Here is a 25,342-nt window from a genome sequence, read left to right as displayed (position 1 = left end):
TCTACAGGAATGGCGATGATGACATCCTCCGAGGTTCGAGACAAGCTCGTGGAAGCCCTGGTCCTGGACCTGGTCGGCCCGATCCACGACCCGGCCCGGGCGCTCGAACGGCTCGACCAGAGTCCATCGCGCTGGTATCTCACCGGCTTCCTCGTCCCCAGGGCCCGGCCCTCGAATGACCTCCCCAAGGACGAGGAGGAAGACGACGAAGACCTGCTCGACGAGGACGACGACCCGGTCGACGATCCGACGTCCGATGCGCACCCGATGGACGATTCGGACAAGGCCGCCATCATCATCAGCAAGCGCCAGGTCCTGCCGTCCTCGATCGGCCTGAGCCTGCTCGTGCCGCGCAAGTGCCGCGGGTTGCAGATCACCGTCCGCTGGGGCGACTATCACCCCGAGTATGCCAAGGCCGATGGCACGCCCGACGCCGAAGACGAATCGCTCGTGCTCGAGGCGCTTCCCCACGGGGCCAAGCCCAAGAAACCGCGGAAGATCGGCTCGTGGTCGCGGCAGCCGCACGAGCAGACCGTGACGCTCCCCATCGACGGCCACTTCGACGGCCCCCGCGAGAAGGCCGTCCCCAGCTCCGACGGTCTCCGACTGGTCTGGCTCAGCCGCCCGGCGCCCCGCGAGGCGCTCGATGCGACGCTCGTTCCCGACGGCGCCCACACGGTCAACGTCTTCCTGGTCAACACCCGGCCGCCGACCACGGGCGCCGCGAAGGACCAGAGCATGGCGTTCCAGGCCGAGCTGACCGTCGCCTGCGGCGAAGGATTCGTGCCCCGGCCGAGCCTGAGCGGGCTCAACTCGTCGGACATCGACGACCGCGTGGCCGATCTCCAGTACGGGAACGTTTATGAGTTCGCCGTCGGCCATAACGTCTCGGCCGTGGCGAAAATCGATGCGTCGAATCTATGCCGAACGGTCCGAACCGCCTGGATTCCCAAAGCCGAGGTGGAACGTGTCGAGCCGGCGAAGTTAACGCAGATCACGCTCGGTATGGAATCGCTCGCGAAACTGGCCTCACCCGCGGCGGCACACGAGGCGCTGATCGGGCTGGTGGAGCAGTATGAAGCCTGGATACCGACGCAAAATCAACCGGCGGAAAGCCTGCATTATCCGAATCGCGTCGAGACATGTGCCACCTTGCTCGACGGTGCCCGATGCGCGGCCCGACGGATTCGCCAGGGGATCGAGTCATTAGCCGATCCCCAAGTGTTCCGGGCGTTCACCCTGGCCAACGAGGCGATGGCCCGGCAGGCCCGGCGCCGGGATGCGTTGCAAAAAGGAGTCCGCCCCGACCAGGTCGACGAGCCGACCTGGCGGCCGTTTCAGCTTGCCTTCTTTCTCTTGAACCTCAAGGGGATCATCGAGCCCGACTCGGCCGACCGCCGCACGGTGGACCTGCTCTTCTTCCCCACCGGGGGCGGCAAGACGGAAGCGTACCTCGGCCTGGCGGCCTTCACCTTGATCCATCGCCGGTTCCGCGCCGGGGTCGCGGGTGCGATTCCGAAGTATGCCGGGGTGACGGTCCTGATGCGCTACACGCTCAGGCTGCTGACCCTCGACCAGCTCTCGCGCGCCGCGTCCCTGGTCTGCGCGCTCGAGCTGATGCGGCAGAAGGCCCCCAACGAGCTGGGCACCTGGCCGTTCGAGATCGGCCTCTGGGTCGGCTCGGGCGCCACGCCCAATGCGATGGGCAAACCGGGCGACAAGTTCGGCGTGGTCTCGAAGGTCCTGGAATACAAACAAGGGCGTGCCCCTCGACCGCCCGTTCCGCTCGAGAAATGCCCCTGGTGCGGCGCAGGCTTCAAGCCCGACAGCTTCCACCTGCATCCGGATCAGGACCAGGCCGAGGAGCTGCGAATCACCTGCCTGGGTGACGGCTGCGAGTTCAGCGGGGACCAGGCCCTCCCGATCCACATGGTGGACGAGCCGATCTACAAGCGCCTGCCGGGCTTCCTGATCGCCACCGTCGACAAGTTCGCCGGCATGCCCTGGAAGGGGGAGATTGCCAAGCTCTTCGGCCGGGTCAAGCAATTCCGACGCGGGGTCGGATTTCTCGGTGATTGCGACAGCGGCACCGGCGTCGAGCTGGACGCCTACTTGCCTCCGCCCGAACTGGTCATTCAGGACGAGCTCCACCTGATCTCGGGCCCGCTGGGGACGATCGCCGGGTTATATGAGACGGCGATTGAAAGCCTGTGCCGCGACAAGAATCAGCATGGGCCCAAGATCGTGTCGTCGACGGCCACGGTGCGCCGGGCGACCGATCAGATCCTCGCCTTGTTCGGTCGGCCTTCGGTTCAGATCTTCCCACCTCCCGGGCCGGATCGAAACCACTCGTTCTTCGCGGTGACGGTACCGGCCAGCGCCACCCCGGCCCGGCTCTACCTGGGAGTGGCCGCCCAGGGGCGGAGTGCGAAGCGGGTGCTCTTGAAGACGTACCTCGCCTTGATGTCGGCGGCCTACCGGCTCTATCAGCAGAATGGCGGCGACAGGAACAAGAACAATCCCGCCGATCCCTATATGACGATGCTCGGATACTTCAACAGTCTGCGCGAGTTGGGAGGCACGCGGCGGTTGATCGAAGACGAGTTGACGACCCGTCTGAAACTGTACGGCACCCACCATCGTCTCAATGATCCCGACTCCCCGTTCGTCGAGCGAACGCTGGAGCGCGAGATCCGTGAGCTGACGTCGCGCTATGGCACCGACGAGGTGTCCGCCGCCAAGGACGCCTTGAATCGCCCGTTCCACGAAGACGGCCGGGTCGATATCGCGCTCGCCACGAACATGATCTCGGTCGGCCTCGACATTCCGAGGCTCGGCCTGATGGCCGTGTTCGCCCAGCCGAAGATGACGTCTGAATACATCCAGGCGACTTCACGTGTCGGCCGACGCGCGGATAAGCCGGGCCTGATCGTGACGATCTTCAATATCAACCGCCCGCGCGACCGCTCGCACTACGAGCGGTTCCGGTTCTTCCACGAGACCTTCTACCGCAACGTGGAAGCCACGAGCGTCACCCCGTTCTCGCCCCGGGCACTCGACCGGGCCTTGTTTGCCGTCACGACGGCCCTGGCCAGGCTCGGCCACGACTTCATGATCCGGGACCATGAGGCCCTGAAAATCCTCGATCATGGCGTCCATCTCAATGACGTCGCCCGGACGATCGCCGAACGCGCCCGGTTGCTCCAGATCGAAGGAGCCGGCGAAGGCCCCCTGGAACAGACCGCGGTCTACCAAAAGGTCCGCGGCCTCCTCGACACCTGGTCCAACTATGCCGAGGACCTGAAGCACGAGCAGGTGAGCCTGAACTACACGGTGGACAAGCTCTCCACGACGCGGAAGCTGCTCCACGAGATGCTCGATCCCAAGCTGGTCGAACTGAAACCGGCGCGACAACAGTTCAAGGCGCCCCGGTCGATGCGGGACGTCGAGGCCAACGTCGCCTTGCTCCCGCGTCGCTTCGATCAGACCGAGGGGACGATCAAGATCAAAGGGGTACGGACGACGATCTCGTCGTTACGCGTGAGCCAGCTCGTCACGACTTACGGCCCCGGCGCGATGATCGACCTCCCCTGGTTCGCCGCGGTCCTTGGGGGGCTCGACTTCTGGGAGCGGGGAACGCGAATTTCCGAACCACGCCTCGAGGCCAAGGCCAAGTCGGTCCTCGGTCTAGACACGATCGAGCTCGTAACGCCGCAGGTCTCCGACAAGATGCCCGATGAAACGACCTGGAAAGGCGTCGTCGCCTGGCGGTTCCCGCGATGGTCGCTCACCAAGGAGACGAAGTCGGGGCGTGACAGGGACGGCCGCGTCTTTCAGACCAGGATGATGGTCCCGTTGCAGTACGTCGACACGCAGACTGGTCTCTATGACGGGCCGGACTTCAAAGATCCCTCGAAAACCAAGAAGTTCTCGGTAGTCCCGATCCGGTTCATCCGCGCCTGCAAGAACGGACACATGGGGGATATCGACTGGCGTAACTTCGTTCATCAAGCGAAGTCGGAATGTATCCAGACCCTCTGGCTCGACGACATGGGGACCACGGGAGAGTTGACTGAGCTACGGGTCAGGTGTGGATGCGGTGCCACCCGACTCATCAGTCAGGCGGCGGGTAAGAACAACCCCGCGCTCGGCCGGTGCGATGGCGCACAGCAGTGGCTGGGAAGCGCCGCCGAGCCGGACCGGGAATGCAATGAAACCAGCCGGCTCCTGATCCGGACCGCGAGCAACGCCTATTTCTCCCAAAAACTCAGCGTCATCTCGATGCCCGATCGAAGCCAGGCGCTTCACGCCGCCGTGGGAAAACTCTGGAATAGGGAACTGCTGATCGTCAAGGATCTGAGCACGCTGGTTTTAGTGCGGGGGATCCCCGAGGTCGCGGCAACGCTCGATGGATTCGACAACGACGAGGTCATGCAGGTCATCAAGGATCGGAGAGCGGGGCAGGAGGGGCCACCCGCTCGCAAGATCAAGGAGGCCGAGTTCGAGTTGCTCTCGTGCGGTCAAACGAACATCGGCAAGAACGAACATAGCAGCGTCTTCTATGCCGAGGAGTATCCCAAAGCCCAGTGGGCCAACGACCTGACCCAAGACCTGGAACGGGTCCTCATCGTCCACCGCCTTCGCGAGGTGACGGCCCTGGTCGGCTATACGAGGTTCGACTACATCTCGCCGGACATCGACGGCGAGTTCGACCTCAACCTCAAGCCGGCGAAACTCGGGATCAACGCCAACTGGATCCCCGCCATCGAGAACAAAGGGGAGGGGCTCTTCCTTCAGTTCAACAAGGAGGCGGTCGATCGATGGAAAGAGCGAGAGGACGTGAAAAATCAGGCCAAAAAGCTTGAGCGCGGCCTCCAACAGTGGTGTATCGAGCACGAGATTGGCAGTCGCGACTTCTTCGGCGCTCCGCACATCATGCTTCACTCGCTCTCGCATCTCTTGATCAACGCGATCTCACTGGAATGCGGCTACCCGGCCTCGTCGATCAAGGAGCGAATCTACGCGAACGAGGACCAGGGGTATGGCATCCTGCTCTACACGGCCAGCCCGGATTCGCACGGCACGCTCGGCGGGCTGGCCAGCGCCGCCAAGTCGATCGGGCACTACCTGAAGGCCGCGCTCGAGATGGGGCAGTTATGCTCGAATGATCCGATCTGTGCCCAGCACGACGCCGGCGATGCCAACGAGCGCCGGTATCTGCAAGGGGCCGCGTGCCATGGATGTTTGCTGATCAGCGAGACGAGTTGCGAGTTCTTCAACGATTTCCTCGATCGCAGCTTCGTTGTCCCGACCGTCGCTTGCCAGGGGGCCGAGTTCTTCGCCATGCCTTGAGGTTTCGTTGCGTGAGACTGTTGCAAGGATACTGGGATCTCGTTCTCACGCTCTGCGTGGGAATGCCGTCCGCGACGCTCTGCGTCGTCTTTCTTCCCCGGCCGGTGGGGCCGCGGAGCGGCCAAAACGGCATTCCCACGCAGAGCGTGGGAACGAGTTTTGCCCGCGAATTTCGGCCTCTGGAGCAGACAGACGGCCCGGTTTCCTTGCGACAGAATCCGTTTCGTGAGGAATTCCATGCTCTCGGAAATCGTGCGGCTGACGGACCATGAGCTCGACCTGTTCCTTGATGCCCTGGCACTCGGGACGATCCAGCCGGGCACCGGCTTACAGCAAATTCGGAAGGCCGGCCTGGGGATGCAGGCCGAGCGGCTCCTGAGTTGGTTGCCCGAAGCGTCGCGGCGATTTGGCACGATCGAGGGGATGATCGCGGCGATCCGGCTCGTGCGGGACGAGCGTCGCCGCGCGGCCGAGGCCGATTCGCGCCCGGAGCTCATCCTGACCGGGCCGGACGTTCAGGGGATGACAAGTCGAGACACGCGCGTGGTGGTCCGCGAGTTGTTCGAGTCCGCGCGGAAGTCCGTCCTGCTCGTCGGTTATGCGTTCCACGGCAGCGGGCGAATCTTCGAGCCGTTGGCCCACCGGATGGCCGGAGATCCCGACCTGGCCGTCACCATCGTCGTGAACGTTCACCCCGATCGGGATCGATCACCGGAACAGACGGTCCGAAAATTCAGCGCCGAGTTCCTGAGGTCCAGTTGGCCGTTCCACCCCAAGCCAGAGCTCTATTACTTCCCTGGTTCCCTGGAGAATCAAGGGGCGGGGCTCGCCAGTGTCCATGCCAAGCTGATCGTGCTCGACGCCCGCTGGGTCTATCTCGGATCCGCGAATTTCACCACGGCCGCCTTCCAACGAAATCTGGAGGCGGGACTTCGACTCCGAAGCGAAGTCTTGGGTCGCCAGTTGACGGGGTATTTCCATCGGCTCATCCACGAGGGATACCTCCGTCCCCTCCCGATCGATTGAAATCCGAGGTCCCCGAGCAAGTTTTCGCTCGGTTGGAGCCCGCGGAACCACTGTCTCCCTGATTTTCGTCCGCCACCCGCCTGGAACCTGGAAGAAACGAATCGAAAGCAAACGGTCGCCTGAAAGGCGAGCGTTCGCAGCATCCAGGCATCACGCAAGGCGAAGCGAGAGAAGATAGGAAACTTAGGCTCCCCGCTCGGCTCTTGACGCGGAAATCGCGGGCCGTCGGCAACGCTCTTCACGCGGGCGCGAGGCTTGTCGTAAACTAGGGGTGCGTGTGGGATCGGAGGGAACGGAATCGTCATTAGGGGGGACTCCGGGACGTCGCCTTTGTCCTGGTGGTCCGGGTATGCCATGAGCGATTCGTCGGAGAAGCCGGACTCAAAGTCGGTCGACGAGACAGCCGCCTGGGACGACTCGGGTGCGACCGAGACGGCCGGGAAAACTCGGGACTTGACCGGGAAGACGCTCGGCGACTTTGAGGTCGAACGCCTCCTCGGGCGTGGTGGGATGGGTGAGGTTTATCTGGCGCGCCAGATCAGCCTGAACCGCCCCGTGGCATTGAAGGTGCTCCGCACCGACATGCTCAATAACCCGACGTACCTCAGCCGATTCGAAGCCGAGGCCACCGCCGTGGCCCGCTTGAATCACCCGAACATCGTCCACGTCTACATGCTTGGCTGTGTGGACAACATTCGCTTCATCGCCATGGAGTATGTGCAGGGGACGAACCTCCGCGAATTCCTCATCAAAAAGGGGGCACTCGACCTGCCCCTGGCACTCTCGATCATCAAGCAGACCGGAGTGGCCATCGGCGCGGCCGGTGAGATTGGCCTGATTCATCGCGACATCAAGCCCGAGAACTTGCTGCTGACCCGCAAGGGACAGGTCAAAGTGGCCGACTTTGGTCTCTGCCGCGACTCGGATGCCGACAAGATCCACCTGACGCAGCCAGGTGTGACGATGGGAACACCCCAGTACATGAGCCCTGAGCAGGCGCAAGGGCATGCGCTTGACCATCGGAGCGACCTCTACTCGCTCGGGGTGACGGCCTACCACATGCTGACGGGGACCCCTCCGTTCCGCGCGGAGACCGCGCTCGCGGTGGCCTTGAAGCACGTCAAGGACACGGCGGTCCGCCCGATCGTTCACCGCCCTGAGATTCCGGCCGAGCTCGAGCGGCTGGTCATGAAGTTGATGGAGAAGAAGCCGAAGGATCGCTACCAGTCGGCCGCCGAGATGCTCCGCGATCTGGCAAAGATTCGCGACTCTTTGCAGGCGACGACGGTCACCGTCCCCGACGCCGACCTGGCAGGCATCGGTAATGGATCAACGGCCTCCGCCTCCGCTTCCGTGGTGGCGTCCCCCACCCCGAAGCCTCCCCGAGTTCGCCCCGCGGGACCAGGATTACGGGTCCGTCTGTCGGCGATTCGACTGAGCAGCGCCCAGATGACGGGCCTGATCTCGGGCTGCCTGGTGATCGGGCTCCTCTGGGGCTGGCTGACTCGCACTCCCGACCTGATCTCGGGGTCAGCTCCCCAGCCAGTGGCCATGCCCGCGCTCTGGATGGTCCCCGAGTGGCGTGACATCCTCAAGCAGAGCAGCCCCGAAGCCCAGTATCGCTACGCTCAGCTTCATGTTGCCAAGACCGATCAGGAAGCGGCCTGGCTCGCAGTCCCCGGCCATTTCCCCAGCGCCCGCGAGTGGGCCTCCAAGGCATACATCCAGCTTGCCAGAGAGCTCCTCCGCCGCAAAGATGCTGACCGGCTCCGGGCCTTTTCCGCCGAGCTCGGGCGCTGGAACACCGACCGAATGCACGAAGAGGAGTTGGCCGTCATCGTTCAGGCCGCCGTCGACGCCCTCGACGGTAAAGTCGAGGACGTGATCGCCGGGCTCGGCTCCAAGAACCTCGACCCCAAAACGGTCATCGACCCGGCCCTCCTCGAGCTCTCGCTCGAAGTCACCGCGCAGGCCGCGAACGCTCGAGACCGTGGGATGGGCCGAGTTCCTCAGGGACTTCGTGAAATCCAGGCGAACCTGCTTCAGAGGCTGTATAATGTCGAGCTCCGCGAGCCGCTAGGTCGAAGCCGACTCGGTTGAAACCCACTCTTATCCCGCGGTCCGTCGCGTCAACGGAGTTCTTCGTATGGCGATCCTGAAACGGGTCACCGGTCACCCCGCCGGGCAAATCATCGAGCTGAAGGGAGATGTGACCGTCATTGGTCGCTCGCCCGAGTGTCACATCGTTCTCGACCCCAATGGGGTGAGCCGACGACACGCCGAGGTCCGCCGCGTGGGGGAGAAGTTCTTCCTGGCCGACCTCCACTCCCGGAACCTGACCAAGGTCAACAATAGCAGGGTCGAGCCCGGCAAGGACCACCCGCTCCAGCCGGGCGATCGCATCAACATCTGCGACGTGGAATTCCTCTACTACACCATCCCGCCCAAGGAGACCGGCCCCCGCGAAACGGGTGACGTGATGGTCGTGACCGAGGAAGAGATCGACGACCCGAACATGCACACGCTCGACGCCTCGCGTTCGAGCGCCCTGGCCAGTGCCGTCCGCCCCGAAGTCAAGCTCAAGGCGATTCTCGAGATCACCCGCAGTCTGTCGACCGAGCTACGGATCGATACCGTCGCCCCCAAGATCCTCGACTCGTTGATGGAGCTTTTCCCCCAGGCCGAGCGTCTCTTTCTGATCCTGCTCGACCCGAACACCAAGCGGCTGGTCCGCAAGGCGTTCAAGTATCGCCCGAACCGCCGGACTTCGTCGGCGTTCGCGGCGATTCCCGAAGACGAAATCCCGATGAGCATCAGTCGGTCGATCGTCAACCACGTGCTCGGCCAGAAGAAGGCGGTGCTCAGTCAGGACGCCGGCAACGACAAGAACTTGCCCACGAGTGCCTCGATCGCCGACCTCAAGATTCGCTCGGTCATGTGCGTGCCGCTCTTGACCCCCGACAACCAGGCGCTCGGCATCATCCAGCTCGACACCAGCGACCGCAAGCAGTTCCTGCAAGAAGACCTCGACGTGCTGGCGGCCGTTGCCAGCCAGGCCGCCATCGCCGTCCAGAACGCGGCGATGCACGAGACGTTGCTGGAACGCGAGCGGATGGAACGCGACCTGAAGCTGGCCGAGCAAGTTCAGAAGCGGTTCCTGCCGCAGTCGGTCCCCAAGGTCCCCGGGTTCGAGTTCTTCGCCCACTATGACCCGGCCTACGAGGTCGGCGGTGACTATTACGACTTCGTCAAGCTCTCCAACGACCGCTGGGCACTCGCGTTGGGAGACGTCTCGGGCAAGGGAGTCGCCGCCGCCCTGATGATGGCCAAGTTTTCGGGCGATACCCGGTTCTGCATCCTGACCAAGGACGCGCCCGGTACCGCGGCCACTGAGCTGAACAGCCTGCTCTACGCCGCCGGGATCGAAGAGAAATTCATCACCCTGAGCCTGAGCATCCTCGACACCAAGAGTCGGAAGCTCACGCTCTGCTCGGCCGGGCACCTGCCCATCCTGATCCGACGGGCCAACGGAACCGTCGAGGAGATCGGCGAGGATATCGCCGGGTTCCCGCTCGGAATCATGGACTACTCGTCCTACCAGGAAACCGAAGTCACGCTCAACCCGGGCGACGTTGCCGTGATTCACTCCGACGGCGTGACCGACGCGCGGAGCACGCGTGAGGAACTGTACGACTCCCGCGATAACCGCCGGCTCCTGAAACGGCTGGCCGAGTCGCCCGGTAGCCCCGAAGCCGTCGGGCGCTCGATTCTCCAGGACATTCGTGAATTCTCCGCAGGCCACCCGCAGGCCGATGACATCACCCTGATCTGCTTCGGACCGACGGCCGGTTGAGCGATGATCCAGCGACGCCAGCGGAGAGCGTCAGCTCTCTGCCTTCGGCTCCACTTCCGCGCAAACATGCAAAAAAAAGACAGGGAGCTGACGCTCCCCGCTCGCCTGACAAGGCAAGCGCAGAGATGAAAGAATCATGTCGCTAAAAATCGCTAACGTTCGCCTGGAACTGGATGATCCCGAAGCCGCGCTACCCGGAAAGATTTCGGAGCGGCTCGGCCTGGGTCAGGACTCGATTACCCACTGGCGGATCCTCCGCAAGAGCCTCGACGCGCGTCGGCACGACGACCTGCACTTCGTCTACTCGGCCGAGGTGGAAATCCCCGACCGCGAGGATGAGCTCGTCGTCAGTCGCGGCCGCTCGGCCGAACTCGAACGGTTCGCGCCCGAGCAGTTCGACTGGCCCACGCCGGGCGCTGACCCCCTCGCTCATCGCCCTGTGATTATCGGAGCGGGCCCCGCCGGCCTGTTCGCAGGCTACCTGCTCGCCCTCGACGGCTATCGCCCCTTGATTCTCGAGCGCGGGCGCGACGTCAAGGACCGGGTCGCCGACGTCCGCAAGTTCGACGCCGGCGGACCGGTCGACCCGGAGAGCAACTACCTGTTCGGGGAAGGGGGGGCCGGGACGTTCAGCGACGGCAAACTCACCAGCCGAAGCACTGGCCCCGACGTCCGCCGAGTGCTCGAAATCCTGGCCGATTGCCACGGCAAGCCCTCGATTCTCTACGAGCACCGCCCTCACCTCGGCTCGAACCGGCTCCCCCTGGTCGTCCGCACCTTGAGGCGCAAGCTCGAGGAGCTGGGCGGCGAGGTCCGTTTCTCATGCCGGGTCGAGGATCTCGACATCGCTGACGGCAAGCTCCGCGGGCTCGGCACCAGCTCGGGCTATATTCCGGCCGACGCCGCGATCCTGGCCGTTGGCCATAGCGCCCGCGATACCTACTCGATGCTGCTCCGCCGCGGCGTCCCCCTGGAGGCGAAAGCGTTCCAGCTCGGCGTCCGGATCGAACAACCGCAGGGGCAGGTCAACGTCGCCCGGTATGGCGCGAAGGCCGACCACCCCGCCCTGGGCGCGGCGGACTATAACCTGGTGGCCCGCGCCGGCGGACGCGACCTGTTTACCTTCTGCATGTGCGCCGGCGGCTACGTCATGCCGAGCGTGAGCGAGCCCGGTTACTTCTGCACCAACGGCATGAGCGAGAGCCGGCACGACTCGCCGTTCGCCAACAGCGGCCTGGTCATGACGATCACCCCCGAAGACACCGGGAGCCGGCATCCACTGGCGGGGGTCCACTTCCAGCAGCGGTTCGAGCGGCTGGCCTACCTGGCCGGCCGGCGCACCTACGCCGCGCCGATCCAGCGAGCCCGCGACTTCCTGGCCGATCGCCCGAGCCACGGGAAAGTCCCGAGCAGTTACCCCCGTGGCACCGTGCCGATCGACCTCGGCCTGATCCTCCCGCCGATCGTGCTGCAAGTCCTGGAGCGGGGCCTGCCGATCATGGATCGGCGGTTCTTCGGCCTCTTTCTCAAAGACGCCACCCTCACCGGCCCGGAATCACGCGGCAGCTCGCCGGTCCGCCTCCCCCGCGACCCGCACACGCGGCAGAGCACGACCGTGGCCGGCCTCTACCCCTGCGGCGAAGGAGCAGGCTACGCCGGCGGCATCATCAGCGCCGCCGTCGACGGCGTCCGCACCGCGCGGGCCCTGGTCGCCTCGTACGCTCGCCCTGGAGGATAAGCAGCCTCCATCTCGAAGGGAAAGGTGCGTCATGGATCGCAACGAGATTTTGGCTCGGATCAGCATCGATCCGAACATCTGCTTCGGAAAGCCGTGCATTCGAGGGCACCGCGTCTGGGTCTCCCTGATCCTCGACTTCCTGGCAAGCGGCGACTCGATTCCTGATATTCTGAAGAATTACCCAGGTCTCGAAGTGGCCGACATCCTGGCATGTATCGCCTACGGTGCGGAGATGTCGCGCGAGCACTACATCGAAATCGGGGGATGACCGGTGCTTCTCAAGCTCGACGAGAAGCTGGGCGAACGGGGCAGGCAACTGTTCACCGACGCCGGTCACAATGTCGCCACAGTGGCGGAACAGGGACTTACCGGCGCGGATGATCGCCGGTTGATTGAGGTCTGTGGTGCCGAACGCCGCTGTCTGGTGACACTCGACTTGGACTTCTCCAACCCGTTCCTCTTCCCTCCCGAGCACTACGCCGGGATCGCCGTTTTACGCCCGCGCCGCCTGATCCCGGTCGAACTCTACGCCACGGTGAATACGCTGATTGCCGCGCTCGCCCGAAACCCAATTGAGGGAAAGCTCTGGACTGTCGAGCGAAACCGCATCCGGGTCCACCTTCCCGTAGAAGAATCTCCCGATGAGGATGAGTAAGACCTCCTGAAAACCGTAGCATCTAGTCGTTGACGTTTACATCAACTTTTGCTCACAAACAGAAACTGTTACTACCCTATTTTTTCGCGAAACCGTTCACGGGCCGTGGGTAACAGAAGTATAGCGGAATCGAAGCTCTGGCGTCGCCTGCCATCCGCTGTGGAATGGCGAGCTGGCGAGGCCAATCCATACGGCGTCAGATGGCGAAGCGATTCGGGAAGAAGCCGCAAGGGACGGCGAATGCCTAGGTCGACGACACCGAAGCGTGCAACGAGAGGCACACTTGACGGGGTCCGAAGTCGGACCTCGGCCACCCGACGCCTCCTCGACGACCAGGCCCCCCCTGTGGCGCACCGCCTCCGAGGCCCTGGCCCGCACCGGCGTCTCCTCGCCCGCCGTCCGGGTCTTCCCGGAGGGGAGCTCACCTACGCGGCGGGACCCGCCCGGGCCCGTCCGGCCAGGCCGGGATCGATCTCGCGGGAAGCCCGTGCCGAATCGCGCAGGGCTCGTTACAATCACGGATTGGACCGATCGCAATCTTGGCCCGTCCCCGCAAACAGGCCCGATCGGCCGTTCGCTGCAACCCTACGACAGGAGGGAACACACCATGAGGACACGATCCGCTCGGGTGCTGCGTCTTTCCGCGGCGCTGCTATCTCTGACGCTCGTCGGCCCGGCCCGCGCCCAGGCGCCGGCGAACGTGGGGCGGCAGCTGGGAGGTCAAGTCCAGAATAACCTGAGCAACGCCGTCCTCGGCCAGCCCGCCGCCGTCCCGGGCCAGCCGGGTGCCGTGCTTCCGGGCCAGACAGGCGCCGTCGTCCCGGGTCAACCGGCCGGGTACGTGGCCCCCGCGACCCCCCGGCAGGCGTTGCAGGGGGTGGCGGGGCAGGTGATCAACAACGCGGCCAGCACCATCACCGGGCAGCCGGGATTCATGCCGTCGCAGTCGACCTCAGCCGTGCGGTATGGGTTACCGCCTCAGTATGCGGCCAGCGCGCCGGGGTCGACGGTCAGCTACGGCGGCGCGAACTACGTCGTCAACGCCGACCGCACGATGAGCCCCGCGACCGCCGCGGCTCAGCCCGCCGCGAACGCGAAGCGGTATGGGTTGCCGCCCCAGTACGCGGCCAGCGCACCGGGGTCGACGGTCAGCTACGGCGGCGCGAACTACGTCGTCAACGCCGACCGCACGATGAGCCCCGCGACCGCCGCGGTTCAACCCACCGCGGACGCCGCAGTTCGATCCGCCGCGGTTCAGCCTTCCCCGGCCGCCTCGCGCTACCTGATCCCGGCGGAGCTCGCCGGAAGCGGGCCGGGGAGGACCGTCAGCTACGGCGGCGCGAACTATGTGATCAACAACGACAACACGATGAGCCCGACTGCCCGCTAACGAGCGCGCCGCCCTCCGAGGTCAACACGGGGTCCGGGCGCCAAGGCGTTCGGTCTACCGCGCCCCCGCCCTGCCGCGCAGCGGATTTCACGGTAACAACTTGAGTCGGTGAGTCGTAGAGTTGTTTCACTCCGCCAGCGACTTCCTCCTGGAGAACGATAGCATCCCAGATCGAAAGCTTCCCGTGCTCCGGTCCGACACAACCGACGCACCTTCAGAGTTGCCTGGGGTCCATTCGTGGCTAGGTCAGCCTTCATGCTCCAACGCTTGTTCGCCGCTGAAAAGCCGTCACCCTCGGCCCGTGAAAGCGTATTTTTTCGCCGCCGTCGACGGCGTCCGCACCGCGCGGGCCCTGGTCGCCTCGTACGCTCGCCCGGAGTGATGAGGGACGCGTCTTCGCATCTCCCGTGGTGACGGACACGTCGCCAACGGAAAGAGGCCAAGGGGGCTCATTGGGGGAGCTGGTGAAGAGGCTCTTTACCGCCCCCCTTCGACGGTTTGTAATGGAGGGGAGGCACCTCTTTCGACTGGGGCAGCGTCCGGGCCTGGGGCCACGGCCATGTTCGACCTGTCGCGGTTCTCCCTGAGCAATATGATCGAGTGCGGGGCCGCCCTCCGCCGACTCGGGCGGAACGAGCGGAGCATGGAGGGGGCGGCCGAGCGCATCGTGCGCCACCTCTACGATCATCTCGGGGGCGGCCGGACCGGCGAGCGGGCCTGTGCCCTGGTCCGGTTCTTCAAGACCCATCCCTACTGCGAACTCGACCCAGACCTCCAGCGCGTCGCCTTCGAGATGCTGGGCCGGCCGCCCGATGCGCCGGGCCTGAAGTGCCTGACCCTGCTGGCGACCGTCGGCGACCGCCCGGAGTGGAGCGACCGGGAGCAGTCGCGCGGGCACCGGGCGATCCCCCTACCCAGCGAAGAGGCGATCCTCCGGGCCCCCATGATCAGCCAGCTCATCGAGCAGCTCGGGCTGGAGGTCGGCACGGTTCTGCAGCCCGATCCGGACGTCCTGCTCGACCTGGAGCAGCGGACCTTCAACGTCTTCCATGTCCCCCGGGCGCGCGGCAGCCCGTTCGTCCCCGCCCAAGTGGAGTTCGTGGCCCGGCACGGGATCGAGTCGGTATTGGGCTTCGGCGGCGTGCTGCCCGGCGGAGACCTCTTCGCGGTGATCCTGTTCAGCCGGGTCCCCATCCCGCGGGCGACGGCCGATCTCTTCAAGCCCCTGGCGTTAAGCATCAAGCTTGCCGTCCTCCCCTTCGCTGACGGGCCGGTCTTCGCTTCCGCCGGCGAGGTCCATGCCGTGGGCGACAATGCCGGCGGGTCCCCTCCGAACGAGAGCGCCTCGCGCGTGCTCTCCCGGACGGCGGCCCTGGAGCAGTTGCTCGAGGTGCACGAGCGGAGCGTGCTGGAACAGGCCGGCACACTGGAGGAGGCCCTGGCCGAATCCCGGCAACTGCTGGAATCGGCCCCCGATGCCATCGTCATCACCGACGGCCAGGGCCGAATCGTCCGCCTCAATCGGCGGACCGAGGGGGCGTTCGGCTACACCCGGGAGGAATTGCTCGGCCGGCCCGCCGAGCTCCTGGTCCCCAACGGCTTCCGGCCCGGCCATGGGGCGGCCGCCGCGGTCAACGGCACCCGCCCGCGGCTTGAGGGCAGGGAACCGGACCTGTACGGCCGGCGCAAAGATGGAGGTCGGTTCCCCATCGACCTCACCCTCAGCCCACTGGAGACAGTCGACGCCGGGCTGGTTATCGGCATCATCCGCGATCTCACCGAACGTCGGCGGATGCAGGCAGTCCTCATCCAGGCGGAGAAGCTCGCCTCACTGGGTCTCCTCAGCGCCGGGGTCGCCCACGAGATCAATAACCCGCTGGCCTATGTGGCCAACAACCTGGCTGTACTCGAGCGCGACGCCCACTGCCTCGCCGAGGTGCTGGCCGCCTACGATGAGGCCCGGCCGGTCCTGGCGGTGAGCAACCCCGAGTTGGCCGACCGGATCGACCGGATCGCCAAGGCAATCGACCTGCCCTACATCCGAGCCCACCTCGAACGCATGGTGAGCCGCACGCGGCACGGTGTCAAACGCATCTCGGACATCGTCCAGAACCTGCGGATGTTTGCCCGGCTCGACCAGGCCGCCGTCGATCAGGTCGACCTGCAGCAGGCGATCGTTGGCAGCCTGGAGCTGATCTGGGGCCAACTGGAAAAACGCCACATCGTGGTGAAGCAGCAGGATGGCGGGTTACACCAGGTCGTCTGCGCCCCGGCCCAGATCAACCAGGTGGTCCTGAATCTGCTGGTCAATGCCATGCAAGCGATCGAGGCGACGGGCCGGGACGGCGGGCAGATCGAGATCGGCATCCGGGCGCAAGGTGACGAAGTGATCCTCGAGGTCGCGGACGACGGCTGCGGCATGCCGGCCGAGGACCTGCCGCGGATCTTCGACCCGTTCTTCACGACCAAGCCGATGGGCCAGGGGACCGGGTTGGGGCTCGCGATCAGCCACAGTATCGTCGCCGACCACGGCGGGCGCATCGAGGTCGAGAGCACTCCCGACCGGGGAAGCCGCTTCCGCATAATCCTGCCGGTCGGGGGAGGGAGGCAAGGCCAATAACCCGCCGGTGGTGGCACGAGCCGGAGATCAGTGACATGGCCTATCACCCCGAGCGGCTCAATCCACACACCTATTTTACAAGTCAAATTTTCATCACAAACCATTAATTCACATGCACTACCATATTAATGATTGAATCACAGTACAAAACACTGATAGGACACCGGCCGACGGGACTGGCAGATAGGGGAGGCCCGTATATTCCATCGGCTCGGTCAAGACTTATGGCGGAGCCTCGGGCCGTGGTATCATCAAACGAGTTGGGGAAACGGAGCGTGCCCCAAGTCCGACAACTCGCTGGTGCATGACGCATCCCGATCCGATGCCAAGCGAGGCCGACCCGACGAGACGCGTGTGAATGCCCACGAGCGTTATCTTGAACGAGAACGCGGAAAAGGGACACGTCTGACGGACACCCCGTTGCCGGCCTTGGTCGCTTGAGGAAGGCCGCGTTCCGTTCGGGGATCACAGCTGTCCCGCCTCGATAGGGAGAACCGATCGATGGCCGACGCAGATTCGAACCCGATGCGGCGACGGACATTCATTCAGAAAGGCGCTGCGGCCACGGTTGCGGCCACAGCCCTGACGCCAGTGGCGTCATTGGCTCAGGACAACACGCCGGGATCCCCTAAGCCGCTTGAGATTCCCAAGCGCATGCTGGGCAAGACAGGGGTGCAGGTGACGATTCTGAACGGTGGAACGGCGCGCGCCCCCGGCGCCCTCGACCGGATGCTGCGCTTCGAGTACAGCCATGGCGTCCGCTTCTTCGACACGGCCGCATCCTATGGAACCGAGGACGCATTCAAGCAATGGTTCGCGGCCATGCCGGAGGTTCGTCCCCGGATCTTTCTCGCCACCAAGGATGGGGTCGCGCGGCCAAGCGACATGATCAAACGAATTGATCTCCGGCTCGAAGCGCTGGGGACGGATTACATCGACCTGCTTTACTTTCATGCCTTGTCAGGAAAAGCCGTCGACTACGGGCTGACCGGTAACGAGATGGAGTGGCCCAAGAGCAAGGAGATGAAAGAGGCGATCGACGCCATCAAGAAAACCGGCAAGGTGCGGTTCGTCGGTTTCGCGACCCACGACCAGCGCCGGGCCGAGCAACTCGAGATCGCCGCCGAGGGGGGCTTGATGGACGTGGTCATGGTCGCCATGAATCCGTGGCTGGAGAAGGATTCTCGACTCAACCGGGCCATCGACGCTTGTTACGAAAAGAAGATCGGCGTGGTGGCCATGAAGGTCGTGGCCGGCCACCTGGGGCTCTCGGGTTTCGAGCGGAATCTAAAGCAGTTGCGGCTCCAAGCCCCGGTGCTGAAGCAGCGGGGGCTGAACCCTTATCAGGGGATCTTGCAGGCCATCTGGTCTGATGAGCGGATCGCCGCCGCGTGTGTATCCATGGCAAATACCGATCAGGTCAGCCAAAACAGCGATGCCGCCCGGCGTTTTGAACCCATGAATCCGTCCGAGATCCACGGGCTGCGTGCCGCCCTCCTGGATGCCGGTCCGATCATGTGCGCGGCCTGCGATGGCCGATGCGGACGCGCCGCGGGGACCGCCGCGCGCCTGGCCGATCTGACCCGGTTCCTGACCTACCACGAGCATCATGGCGCCTGCCGTTGGGCCCGTGAGGCCTATTCTCTGCTCACGGAGGAGGAGCGAAACTGGCACGGAGCCGATCTCGACGCCGCCCGTGCTGCTTGCCCGACCAAACTCAACTTCGCGCAGCTCTTGCCGGAGGTCGATCGCCTGCTTGGCTGAACAGTCGGACGAAACCTCGCCAATCTTAGTGACCGGCCGTGCAGTAAGCCAGCAACTCTGGGCGATTCGGTCTGATCGGCCGTTTTCGCCGGCGTCGGTGAACCGCCTCCGGCAGCATAGGCACTCGCCGTTGCTTCTTCTCAAGAGGGTTGAGAACGCGGTCGGTTGCGACAGGGTCATGCTCGCCCTTGAAGGCCGGCGATGCACGTAGTCGCGGTAGGTGATCCCGCCGACCGAGTGGCCAAAGATCTCGATCGATGACTCGGGGACGTGCTCGTCATAGTCCGTCGCGCAGGTTTTGCGGAGATCCTTCAACTCCCAGGGCTCCTCGATACCTCTCCGCCGCCGACTTGAGTATCGTCGCCATTCCACCGACTCCCTCGGCGTCGCTGGCCGCCCTGCCGCCCGACCGGTCCATCGCAGGTCGTGCGCGTTGAATCCAGGGCTAAGAATTCGACCCCCGTGACCGAGGGCGCTCGGCCGGTTACAGTGAGGCTGATCGGCTATCCTGCCTCGTAAGCGGCTTGATTGAGACAGGTGCCGCACCTGACCCGGCGCCTTGCAGGCTTCCTGGAAATGGATTCCCACCTGAGCGGGCCAGGCTTGTGCGCTTTATCGTCCGGCCAACATCTCATGTTTTTCGGGAGGATCGCATGAACTCAGGGTCATATTCCATCGGTCTGTTGCTCGCATTGACCGCAAACAGTGTGGCCTTCGCCGCTCCGCGACCGTTGGACTTGGATGCAGCCTCTGCTGAAGTGTCATCCTCATACGGCAAGGCCGAGCCGGAGGTGCAGGAGTTCGTTATGCACACCGCACGCTCATTCGGTCGCAGCGGTTTATGGCTTAATGAGAACGCTTACGCTGATCTGAAACCCGCGGATCGCGAAGCCAGAGTTTCCTATCTCGTAAGACTTTTCGATGAGCCCGAGTACGGCCGCCACTTGGGCTCGGCCCTGGCCGAGGCCAGCGCTCTGAAAGACCCCAGGCTTGTTCCCGGGCTGATGAAGGTCGCCGCATACCACGTCGAGGGTAAGGACTATGACTGCCGCCCCAAGTGGATGGCGATTGCTGCACTGGCGCGGCAGGAATCGCCGAACGCGGTGCCATTGTTGGTCAGTTTGGTTGACCACGGCAATCAGAATACCCGCTTTTGGGCACGTGCCGCATTGGTGAGAATGGCGAAAAACGACTTCAAGGCCGATAAGCAGGCGTGGAACAAATGGTGGGTCGGCCAAGGTCACGATGCGATCGATCCGGCATTACTCAAGCCCTACACGCCGCCGGTGGCGGAGAAGTGAAGCAGGCACCTGGCCGGATCACCTTCCGCTACCATGGACATGGGACGCGAATCAACGCATCCTACCTGGAAATGGTGGCGGCAGGGGACGTCGCCCCCTGCCGCCCAAGAAAGCCGATCAATAGCGGTAGTGGTCGGACTTGTAGGGTCCTTCCTTCGGGACGTGGATGTAGGCGGCCTGTTCGGGCGTCAGCTCGGTCAACTCGACGTTCAGCTTCCTGAGCTGCAAGCGGGCGACGTGCTCATCCAGCTTCTTGGGCAGGACGTAGACGCCGACGGGGTACTTCTCGTTGTGCAGCCAGAGCTCGATCTGGGCGAGGGTCTGATTCGCGAAGGAAGAGCTCATCACGTACGAGGGGTGGCCGGTGCCACAGCCGAGGTTGACCAGGCGACCCTTGGCGAGCAGGATGATCCGCTTCCCGTCGGGGAAGATGATGTGATCAACCTGCGGCTTGATCTCCTCCCAGGTGTATTTCTCAAGCGACTCCACGTCGATCTCGTTGTCGAAGTGGCCGATGTTGCAGACGATGGCCTGATTCTTCATCTTGGCCATGTGATCATGCGTGATGACCCTGTAGTTGCCGGTGGTCGTCACGAAGATGTCTGCCTTGTCGCAGGCATAGTCCAAGGTGACGACGCGGTAGCCTTCCATTGCGGCCTGCAACGCGCAGATCGGGTCGATTTCGGTGATCCAGACCTGGGCCGAGAGGGCGCGCAGGGCCTGGGCCGAACCCTTGCCCACGTCGCCGTAGCCGGCGACGACGGCGATCTTGCCGGCGATCATCACGTCGGTGGCGCGCTTGATGCCGTCCACCAGCGACTCGCGGCAGCCGTATAGGTTGTCGAACTTGGACTTGGTGACCGAGTCGTTGACGTTGATGGCGGGGAACTTCAGCTCGCCACGCTTGTGCATCTGATAGAGGCGGTGGACGCCGGTGGTGGTCTCCTCGGTGACGCCCTTGACGGCGGCGAGGTTCTTGGAGTACCAACCGGGCTGCGAGCCGATCCGGCTCTTGATGGCGGCGAAGAGGATGCGCTCCTCCTCGCTGGTCGGCTTGTCGAGGACGGAGATATCGGCCTCGGCGCGGGCACCGAGGTGGAGGAGCAGGGTGGCATCCCCGCCGTCGTCGAGGATCATGTTCGAGTGCCCGCCGTCAGCCCACTCGAAGATCTTATGGGTGTATTCCCAGTACTCCGTGAGGGACTCGCCCTTATAGGCATAGACGGGGATACCGGCGTCGGCGATGGCGGCGGCCGCATGATCCTGGGTCGAGAAGATGTTGCACGAGGCCCAGCGGACCTCGGCGCCGAGGGCCACGAGCGTCTCGATCAGGACGGCCGTCTGGATGGTCATGTGGAGCGAGCCGGTGATGCGAGCGCCCTTGAGGGGCTGGCGCTCGGCATACTCCTCGCGGATGGCCATGAGACCGGGCATCTCGGTCTCGGCGATGGCGATCTCACGGCGGCCCCAGGGGGCAAGCGCGATGTCGGCGACGTGGAAATCCTTGACAGTAGCAGACTTTTGAGCAACAGCGGACACGTTCAAAGTCTCCTGAAAACGATGAACGGGCGCCGTTGCACAGTAATAAATCCACCCCATCGAGCCTGGCAGGAACGCCCATGCGTTCCGTCGCAGCGCCCCTCAATGAAATGGCGTTGGCTTGTTGACTTTAGGCAAGCTTCCGCGTACGAACCATTTTCCGAATACATTGATTCATACCAAAACGAGCCGACCAGAGACAAGGCGAAGTCCGGCGAACCACCCCAAGCGATACTGAAAAGTGACCTTCGGGGCCGGTCCATCCCCGACACGCTGCTGCCTCAGCGACTGAACTTCGCGCCGATAGTTAGTGGCTTTCAGCAACCGACCGCCAAAGATCCATCAAAAAAATCCAATATCCACTAGACGCACATTCTTGCATCTTCTGTCAACGCCAAACAATCGATTGCCACTCCGTCGGGCTGAGGACTTCCCCTGAGCTCGGTCAGGGGGCGTTCCGTTCACAATCAGGTCCCGATCATCGGCCTCGTGAGCGAGCCACGATCGACCGGGGGTTCCTGCGGCGAAAGGCCGATATCAAAGGAGAGGGCAAGGCGTCTCCAAACGCAAACCCAAAGGGACCGGCCTCGAAGCCAGGGGCTGGCTTCGTGGTCGATCCCTTTGAGTTTGAAGATGGATCGTTCGATCGTGGAGAACGAACGATTAGGCTTCGGGCGTGGTCTCAGGCGTCGACTCGGGCTTGGCGGAGGCGGCGAGGGCCGCGGCTTCGGCCTTGGCGCGCTTGGCCGCGACCTTGGTGGCGCGACGCTCTGCCTTGGCTGCCTTGGCCTCGGCCGGGGTGGACTTGCCACCGGGGAACCGCTCCTTGAGGCGGACGGCCTTGCCCGACCGATCGCGGAGGTAGTAGAGCTTGGCGCGACGGACCTTGCCCGAGCGCTTCACCACGATGTCGGCGATGCGAGGGGAGTGGACCGGGAACTTTCGTTCGACGCCTTCGCCCTGGACGATCCGGCGGACCACGAACATCTCGCGGGTCTTGGTGCCCGAGCGTGCGATGACGACGCCGTTGAAGATCTGGATCCGCTCTTTTTCGCCTTCCAAGATGCGGACGTGGACGTCAACCGTGTCGCCGATCTCGAACTTCGGGATCGTCGCCTTCATACTCGATTGTTCGACCGTCTCCATCAACTGATTTTGCATGACTCAACCCTTTCCTGTGTCTGACTTGGCTTATCGTCGATGTTCTCGTCGCCAGCGTGCGATCGCGGCGTGGTCGCCGCTGAGCAGAATGTCGGGGACCGCTCGGCCGCGGAATTCGCGGGGGCGGGTATAGTGGGGGTACTCGAGGCCACCGTCGGGTCCGAACGACTCGTCGATCGCGCTCTCGGCATCACCGAGGACGCCGGGCAAGAGCCGCATGACGGCGTCGACGACGACCATCGCGGCAACCTCACCACCCGAGAGTACGTAGTCGCCTACCGACAGTTGCTCCGGCTCCAGGGTCTCGAAGATCCGTTCATCAAAACCTTCGTAGCGCCCGCAGAGCAGGATGATTCGAGACGCACCGGCCAGTTCGCGGACCCGGTCCTGATCGAGTCTGCGCCCTTGCGGTGACAGTGCGATCAAGCGGGCGGGACGTTCGTCGGCGGCTTGCACCGCCTCGACGGCCGCAACGGTCGGCGGAGCCATCAGCACCATGCCGGGCCCCCCACCAAACGGACGGTCGTCCACCTGCTTGTGCTTCCCCTCGGCCCAGTCGCGGAGGTCCCAGCGGTGGACCTCGACGAGTTCCTTGTCGATCGCACGTTTGAGGATGCTCTCGCTCAGGAAGCCGTCGAAGAGTGCCGGGAACAGGGTCAACAGGTCAAAACGGAGCAGCGAGGCGGACATCGTCAGCCTTTGCGATTACGAGGCCGGCGGCGCCGTGGGCGCTGCGGCAGGGGCCTGCGAGAGTGACGCCGGAGCCGGAGCCGCCGCGGGGGCTTCGGGAACTTCCCAGTGTTCGCCGGGCGCGGGCTTGGTGATCTTGTACCGGTTCAACAGCGCCTGAACCTTATCGCTCGGCTGGGCGCCAACCGACAGCCAGTAGCGAATCCGGCTGACATTCAGGACCGTACGGGCATCGACGTTGCGGACCATCGGGTCATGGTGCCCGAGTTCTTCGATCGCCCGACCGTCACGCGGCGAGCGAATATCCATCGCACAGATCCGGAAGAAGGGACGATGGCGGCGGCCGAACGATTTCATGCGAAGACGGACCACTCGAAAACTCCTCAAGAAAGAAAAGGGCTCGGACGCATGGCAAGTCCTTCGGGAACCCCTGCACAATTTTTGCGGAACGAGGCCGGTCCCGAGCCTGCGGCGGCCTCGCGGGTCGTCAGGATCACAAGTCGAGTCCCCTTAACTTATTGGGAGCCCCGTCTTGGTCCGTTCGGCCCATTCCCTCAACGATTCGGCTAACGTTGCTTCCATTTGTATTGTGTTGAGTCGATCGACGCGGTCAGCGCACACGGCATCAGTCCGACGATCCGTGGCACCGGGCCAAGCGTCGTCCGATCATTCTTTGCCGCGTTCGTCGCGACGCTTCTTCCGCTCTTCCTTCTCGCGCAGCTTGCGCTGTTTTTCGCGTTCTTTGGGGGTGAGCCGCTTGCCGGTCCCCTGCTTGGGGGCCATCAGCCGGGCCCCTGGGTTGAACGCCCCCGCGCGGCCGAGCCCACTCATGGCGCGAATTTTATCAAGCATGGTCATCTGGGACATCTGCTTGACCAACGCCGCCATGGCGTCGAACTGCTTGACCAGGGCCGAGATATCGGAAGGGTCCACCCCCGCACCGGCCGAGATTCGCCGCCGTCGCGAGATATCGATCAGGTTCGGGTTTCGGCGCTCCTCAGGGGTCATACTATCGATGATCCCTTGAATCCGCTGCACCTCACCGTCGGCATCGATCTCGTCGAGGTTCACGGGCATCTGGTTCAGCCCGGGAATCTTGCCCATCAGGTCGCGGACCGACCCCATCTTCTTCATCTGGGTGATCTGCTGGCGGAAGTCGTTGAGGTCGAACTTCCCCTTGGCGAGCTTCTCCTGCTGCCTCTGCGCTTCCTCCTGATCCACCACCGACTGCGCGGCCTCGACCAAGCCGACGATATCGCCCATGCCAAGCATCTGGCCGACGATCCGCTCGGGGTCGAACGGTTGCAGCTTGTCGAGCTTCTCCCCCATGCCGACAAACTTGACGGGGACGCCTGTCACCTTGCGAACCGAGAGCGCGGCCCCGCCTCGGGCATCGCCGTCGAGTTTGGTGATGATCACGCCGTCGAGTTCGAGCGCCTCGTTGAAGGAACCGGCCGAGGCGACAGCATCCTGCCCGGTCAATGCATCACAGACGAAGAAGACCTGGTGCGGCTTGACCTTCTTCTCGATCTGCTTGAGCTCGGCCATCAGCTCGTCATCGACGTGCAACCGGCCGGCGGTGTCGAGGATGATCGTGTCGCGAGCCTGGCGGTTGGCCTCGGCGAGGGCATTCTGGCAGACTTTGACCGGATTCGACTCCGGCTCGCTGAAAACCGGAATCTGCAGCTGCTGGCCGATGACCTTGAGCTGCTCGATCGCGGCGGGGCGCTGAAGGTCGGCCGCGACGAGCAAGGGCTTTCGCCCCTGCGAGGCCAACAACCGGGCGAGCTTGCCGCAGGTGGTCGTCTTGCCCGAGCCCTGCAGACCGCAGAGCATGATGATCGTCGGACCGGTCTTCTCGAACCGGATCGACGGATCGACCGGTCCCATCAGCTCGATGAGCTCGTCGTGAACGACTTTGACGATCTGCTGTTCGGGCCGAACGCTCTTGATCAGTTGTTGACCGACAGCGCGTTCGCCGACCTTCTCCATGAACTCCTTGACGACCTGCAGATTGACGTCAGCTTCCAGGAGTGCGGTGCGGACTTCGCGGAGACCATCCTTGATGTTCGCTTCGGTCAGCAGCCCACGCGCGCGGAACTGCCCGAAGGCAGAAGAAAGCCGTTTTTGTAGGTCGTCGAACATGGCCAAGATCGTTCCCGTTCCCTAGGGCTATCGCGAACCAGCTAGTTTAACGAGTCACCGGCTCCGCGACAATATCTTTAGCCAAAGGAACGGATCGCGAGACGGCTC

The 25,342-nt window shown here is 63.9% G+C and carries 15 protein-coding genes, 1 pseudogene and 1 riboswitch; of the genes and pseudogenes, 11 read left to right on the top strand and 5 right to left on the bottom strand.

Translation table 11 applies throughout. The features are described from left to right. Positions 1-15: 15 nt before the first annotated feature. The 11 genes from drmA (at position 16) to V5E97_RS27710 (ending at position 19,699) form a co-directional block, all read left to right on the top strand. Positions 16-5,352 carry a DISARM system helicase DrmA gene (gene drmA, locus V5E97_RS27760; protein ID WP_406694809.1) on the top strand — a complete coding sequence of 1,779 codons (5,337 nt, stop codon included), beginning with the start codon at positions 16-18 and terminating at the stop codon, positions 5,350-5,352. 237 nt (positions 5,353-5,589) lie between these two features. Continuing rightward, complete coding sequence (gene drmC / locus V5E97_RS27755; protein WP_406694808.1) at positions 5,590-6,378, top strand: DISARM system phospholipase D-like protein DrmC; 789 nt, start codon at positions 5,590-5,592, stop codon at positions 6,376-6,378. A 354-nt stretch (positions 6,379-6,732) separates the two neighbouring features. Next, complete coding sequence (locus V5E97_RS27750; RefSeq protein ID WP_406694807.1) at positions 6,733-8,478, top strand: protein kinase domain-containing protein; 1,746 nt, start codon at positions 6,733-6,735, stop codon at positions 8,476-8,478. 46 nt (positions 8,479-8,524) lie between these two features. Continuing rightward, positions 8,525-10,231, top strand: coding sequence for a SpoIIE family protein phosphatase (locus tag V5E97_RS27745; RefSeq protein WP_406694806.1), 1,707 nt, complete (start codon positions 8,525-8,527; stop codon positions 10,229-10,231). 136 nt (positions 10,232-10,367) lie between these two features. Then, positions 10,368-11,969, top strand: coding sequence for an NAD(P)/FAD-dependent oxidoreductase (locus tag V5E97_RS27740; protein ID WP_406694805.1), 1,602 nt, complete (start codon positions 10,368-10,370; stop codon positions 11,967-11,969). A 31-nt stretch (positions 11,970-12,000) separates the two neighbouring features. Continuing rightward, entirely contained in the window at positions 12,001-12,237 is a 237-nt protein-coding gene (locus tag V5E97_RS27735) for a DUF433 domain-containing protein (protein WP_406694804.1), read from the top strand. 3 nt (positions 12,238-12,240) lie between these two features. Next, positions 12,241-12,624, top strand: a complete 384-nt coding sequence (locus tag V5E97_RS27730; RefSeq protein ID WP_406694803.1) for a DUF5615 family PIN-like protein — start codon at positions 12,241-12,243, stop codon at positions 12,622-12,624. Between the two features lie 607 nt (positions 12,625-13,231). Then, complete coding sequence (locus tag V5E97_RS27725) at positions 13,232-14,014, top strand: hypothetical protein (RefSeq protein ID WP_406694802.1); 783 nt, start codon at positions 13,232-13,234, stop codon at positions 14,012-14,014. 559 nt (positions 14,015-14,573) lie between these two features. Further along, positions 14,574-16,634: a two-component system sensor histidine kinase NtrB gene (locus tag V5E97_RS27720; RefSeq protein ID WP_406694801.1), complete on the top strand. Its 2,061-nt coding sequence runs from the start codon at positions 14,574-14,576 to the stop codon at positions 16,632-16,634. 501 nt (positions 16,635-17,135) lie between these two features. Further along, the gene (locus V5E97_RS27715; RefSeq protein ID WP_406694800.1) at positions 17,136-18,398 is read left to right on the top strand and encodes an aldo/keto reductase; all 1,263 of its coding nucleotides are present in this window, start codon (positions 17,136-17,138) and stop codon (positions 18,396-18,398) included. A 653-nt stretch (positions 18,399-19,051) separates the two neighbouring features. Then, positions 19,052-19,699 carry a HEAT repeat domain-containing protein gene (locus tag V5E97_RS27710; RefSeq protein WP_406694799.1) on the top strand — a complete coding sequence of 216 codons (648 nt, stop codon included), beginning with the start codon at positions 19,052-19,054 and terminating at the stop codon, positions 19,697-19,699. A gap of 117 nt (positions 19,700-19,816) precedes the next feature. Here V5E97_RS27710 and ahcY read toward each other — a convergent pair whose 3' ends face one another. From ahcY to ffh, 5 genes and pseudogenes are all read right to left on the bottom strand, one after another. Next, complete coding sequence (gene ahcY / locus V5E97_RS27705) at positions 19,817-21,238, bottom strand: adenosylhomocysteinase (protein WP_406694798.1); 1,422 nt, start codon at positions 21,236-21,238, stop codon at positions 19,817-19,819. A 20-nt stretch (positions 21,239-21,258) separates the two neighbouring features. Further along, positions 21,259-21,348, bottom strand: a riboswitch (S-adenosyl-L-homocysteine riboswitch). A gap of 709 nt (positions 21,349-22,057) precedes the next feature. Then, positions 22,058-22,399: pseudogene (gene rplS / locus V5E97_RS27700) on the bottom strand (50S ribosomal protein L19); the annotation flags it as partial. 30 nt (positions 22,400-22,429) lie between these two features. Then, positions 22,430-23,089: a tRNA (guanosine(37)-N1)-methyltransferase TrmD gene (gene trmD, locus V5E97_RS27695; RefSeq protein ID WP_406694797.1), complete on the bottom strand. Its 660-nt coding sequence runs from the start codon at positions 23,087-23,089 to the stop codon at positions 22,430-22,432. Between the two features lie 15 nt (positions 23,090-23,104). Beyond that, complete coding sequence (rpsP, locus tag V5E97_RS27690; protein WP_406694796.1) at positions 23,105-23,461, bottom strand: 30S ribosomal protein S16; 357 nt, start codon at positions 23,459-23,461, stop codon at positions 23,105-23,107. A 294-nt stretch (positions 23,462-23,755) separates the two neighbouring features. Then, positions 23,756-25,234 (bottom strand): signal recognition particle protein, encoded by a 1,479-nt coding sequence (ffh, locus tag V5E97_RS27685; protein WP_406694795.1) that lies wholly within the window; start codon positions 25,232-25,234, stop codon positions 23,756-23,758. Positions 25,235-25,342 lie beyond the last annotated feature (108 nt).

It is taken from the genome of Singulisphaera photorubra (genome assembly GCF_045290345.1).
Lineage (GTDB): Bacteria > Planctomycetota > Planctomycetia > Isosphaerales > Isosphaeraceae > Singulisphaera.
The sequence above is the reverse complement of the archived record's forward strand: the minus strand, read 5'-3'. Positions and strand labels throughout refer to the sequence as shown.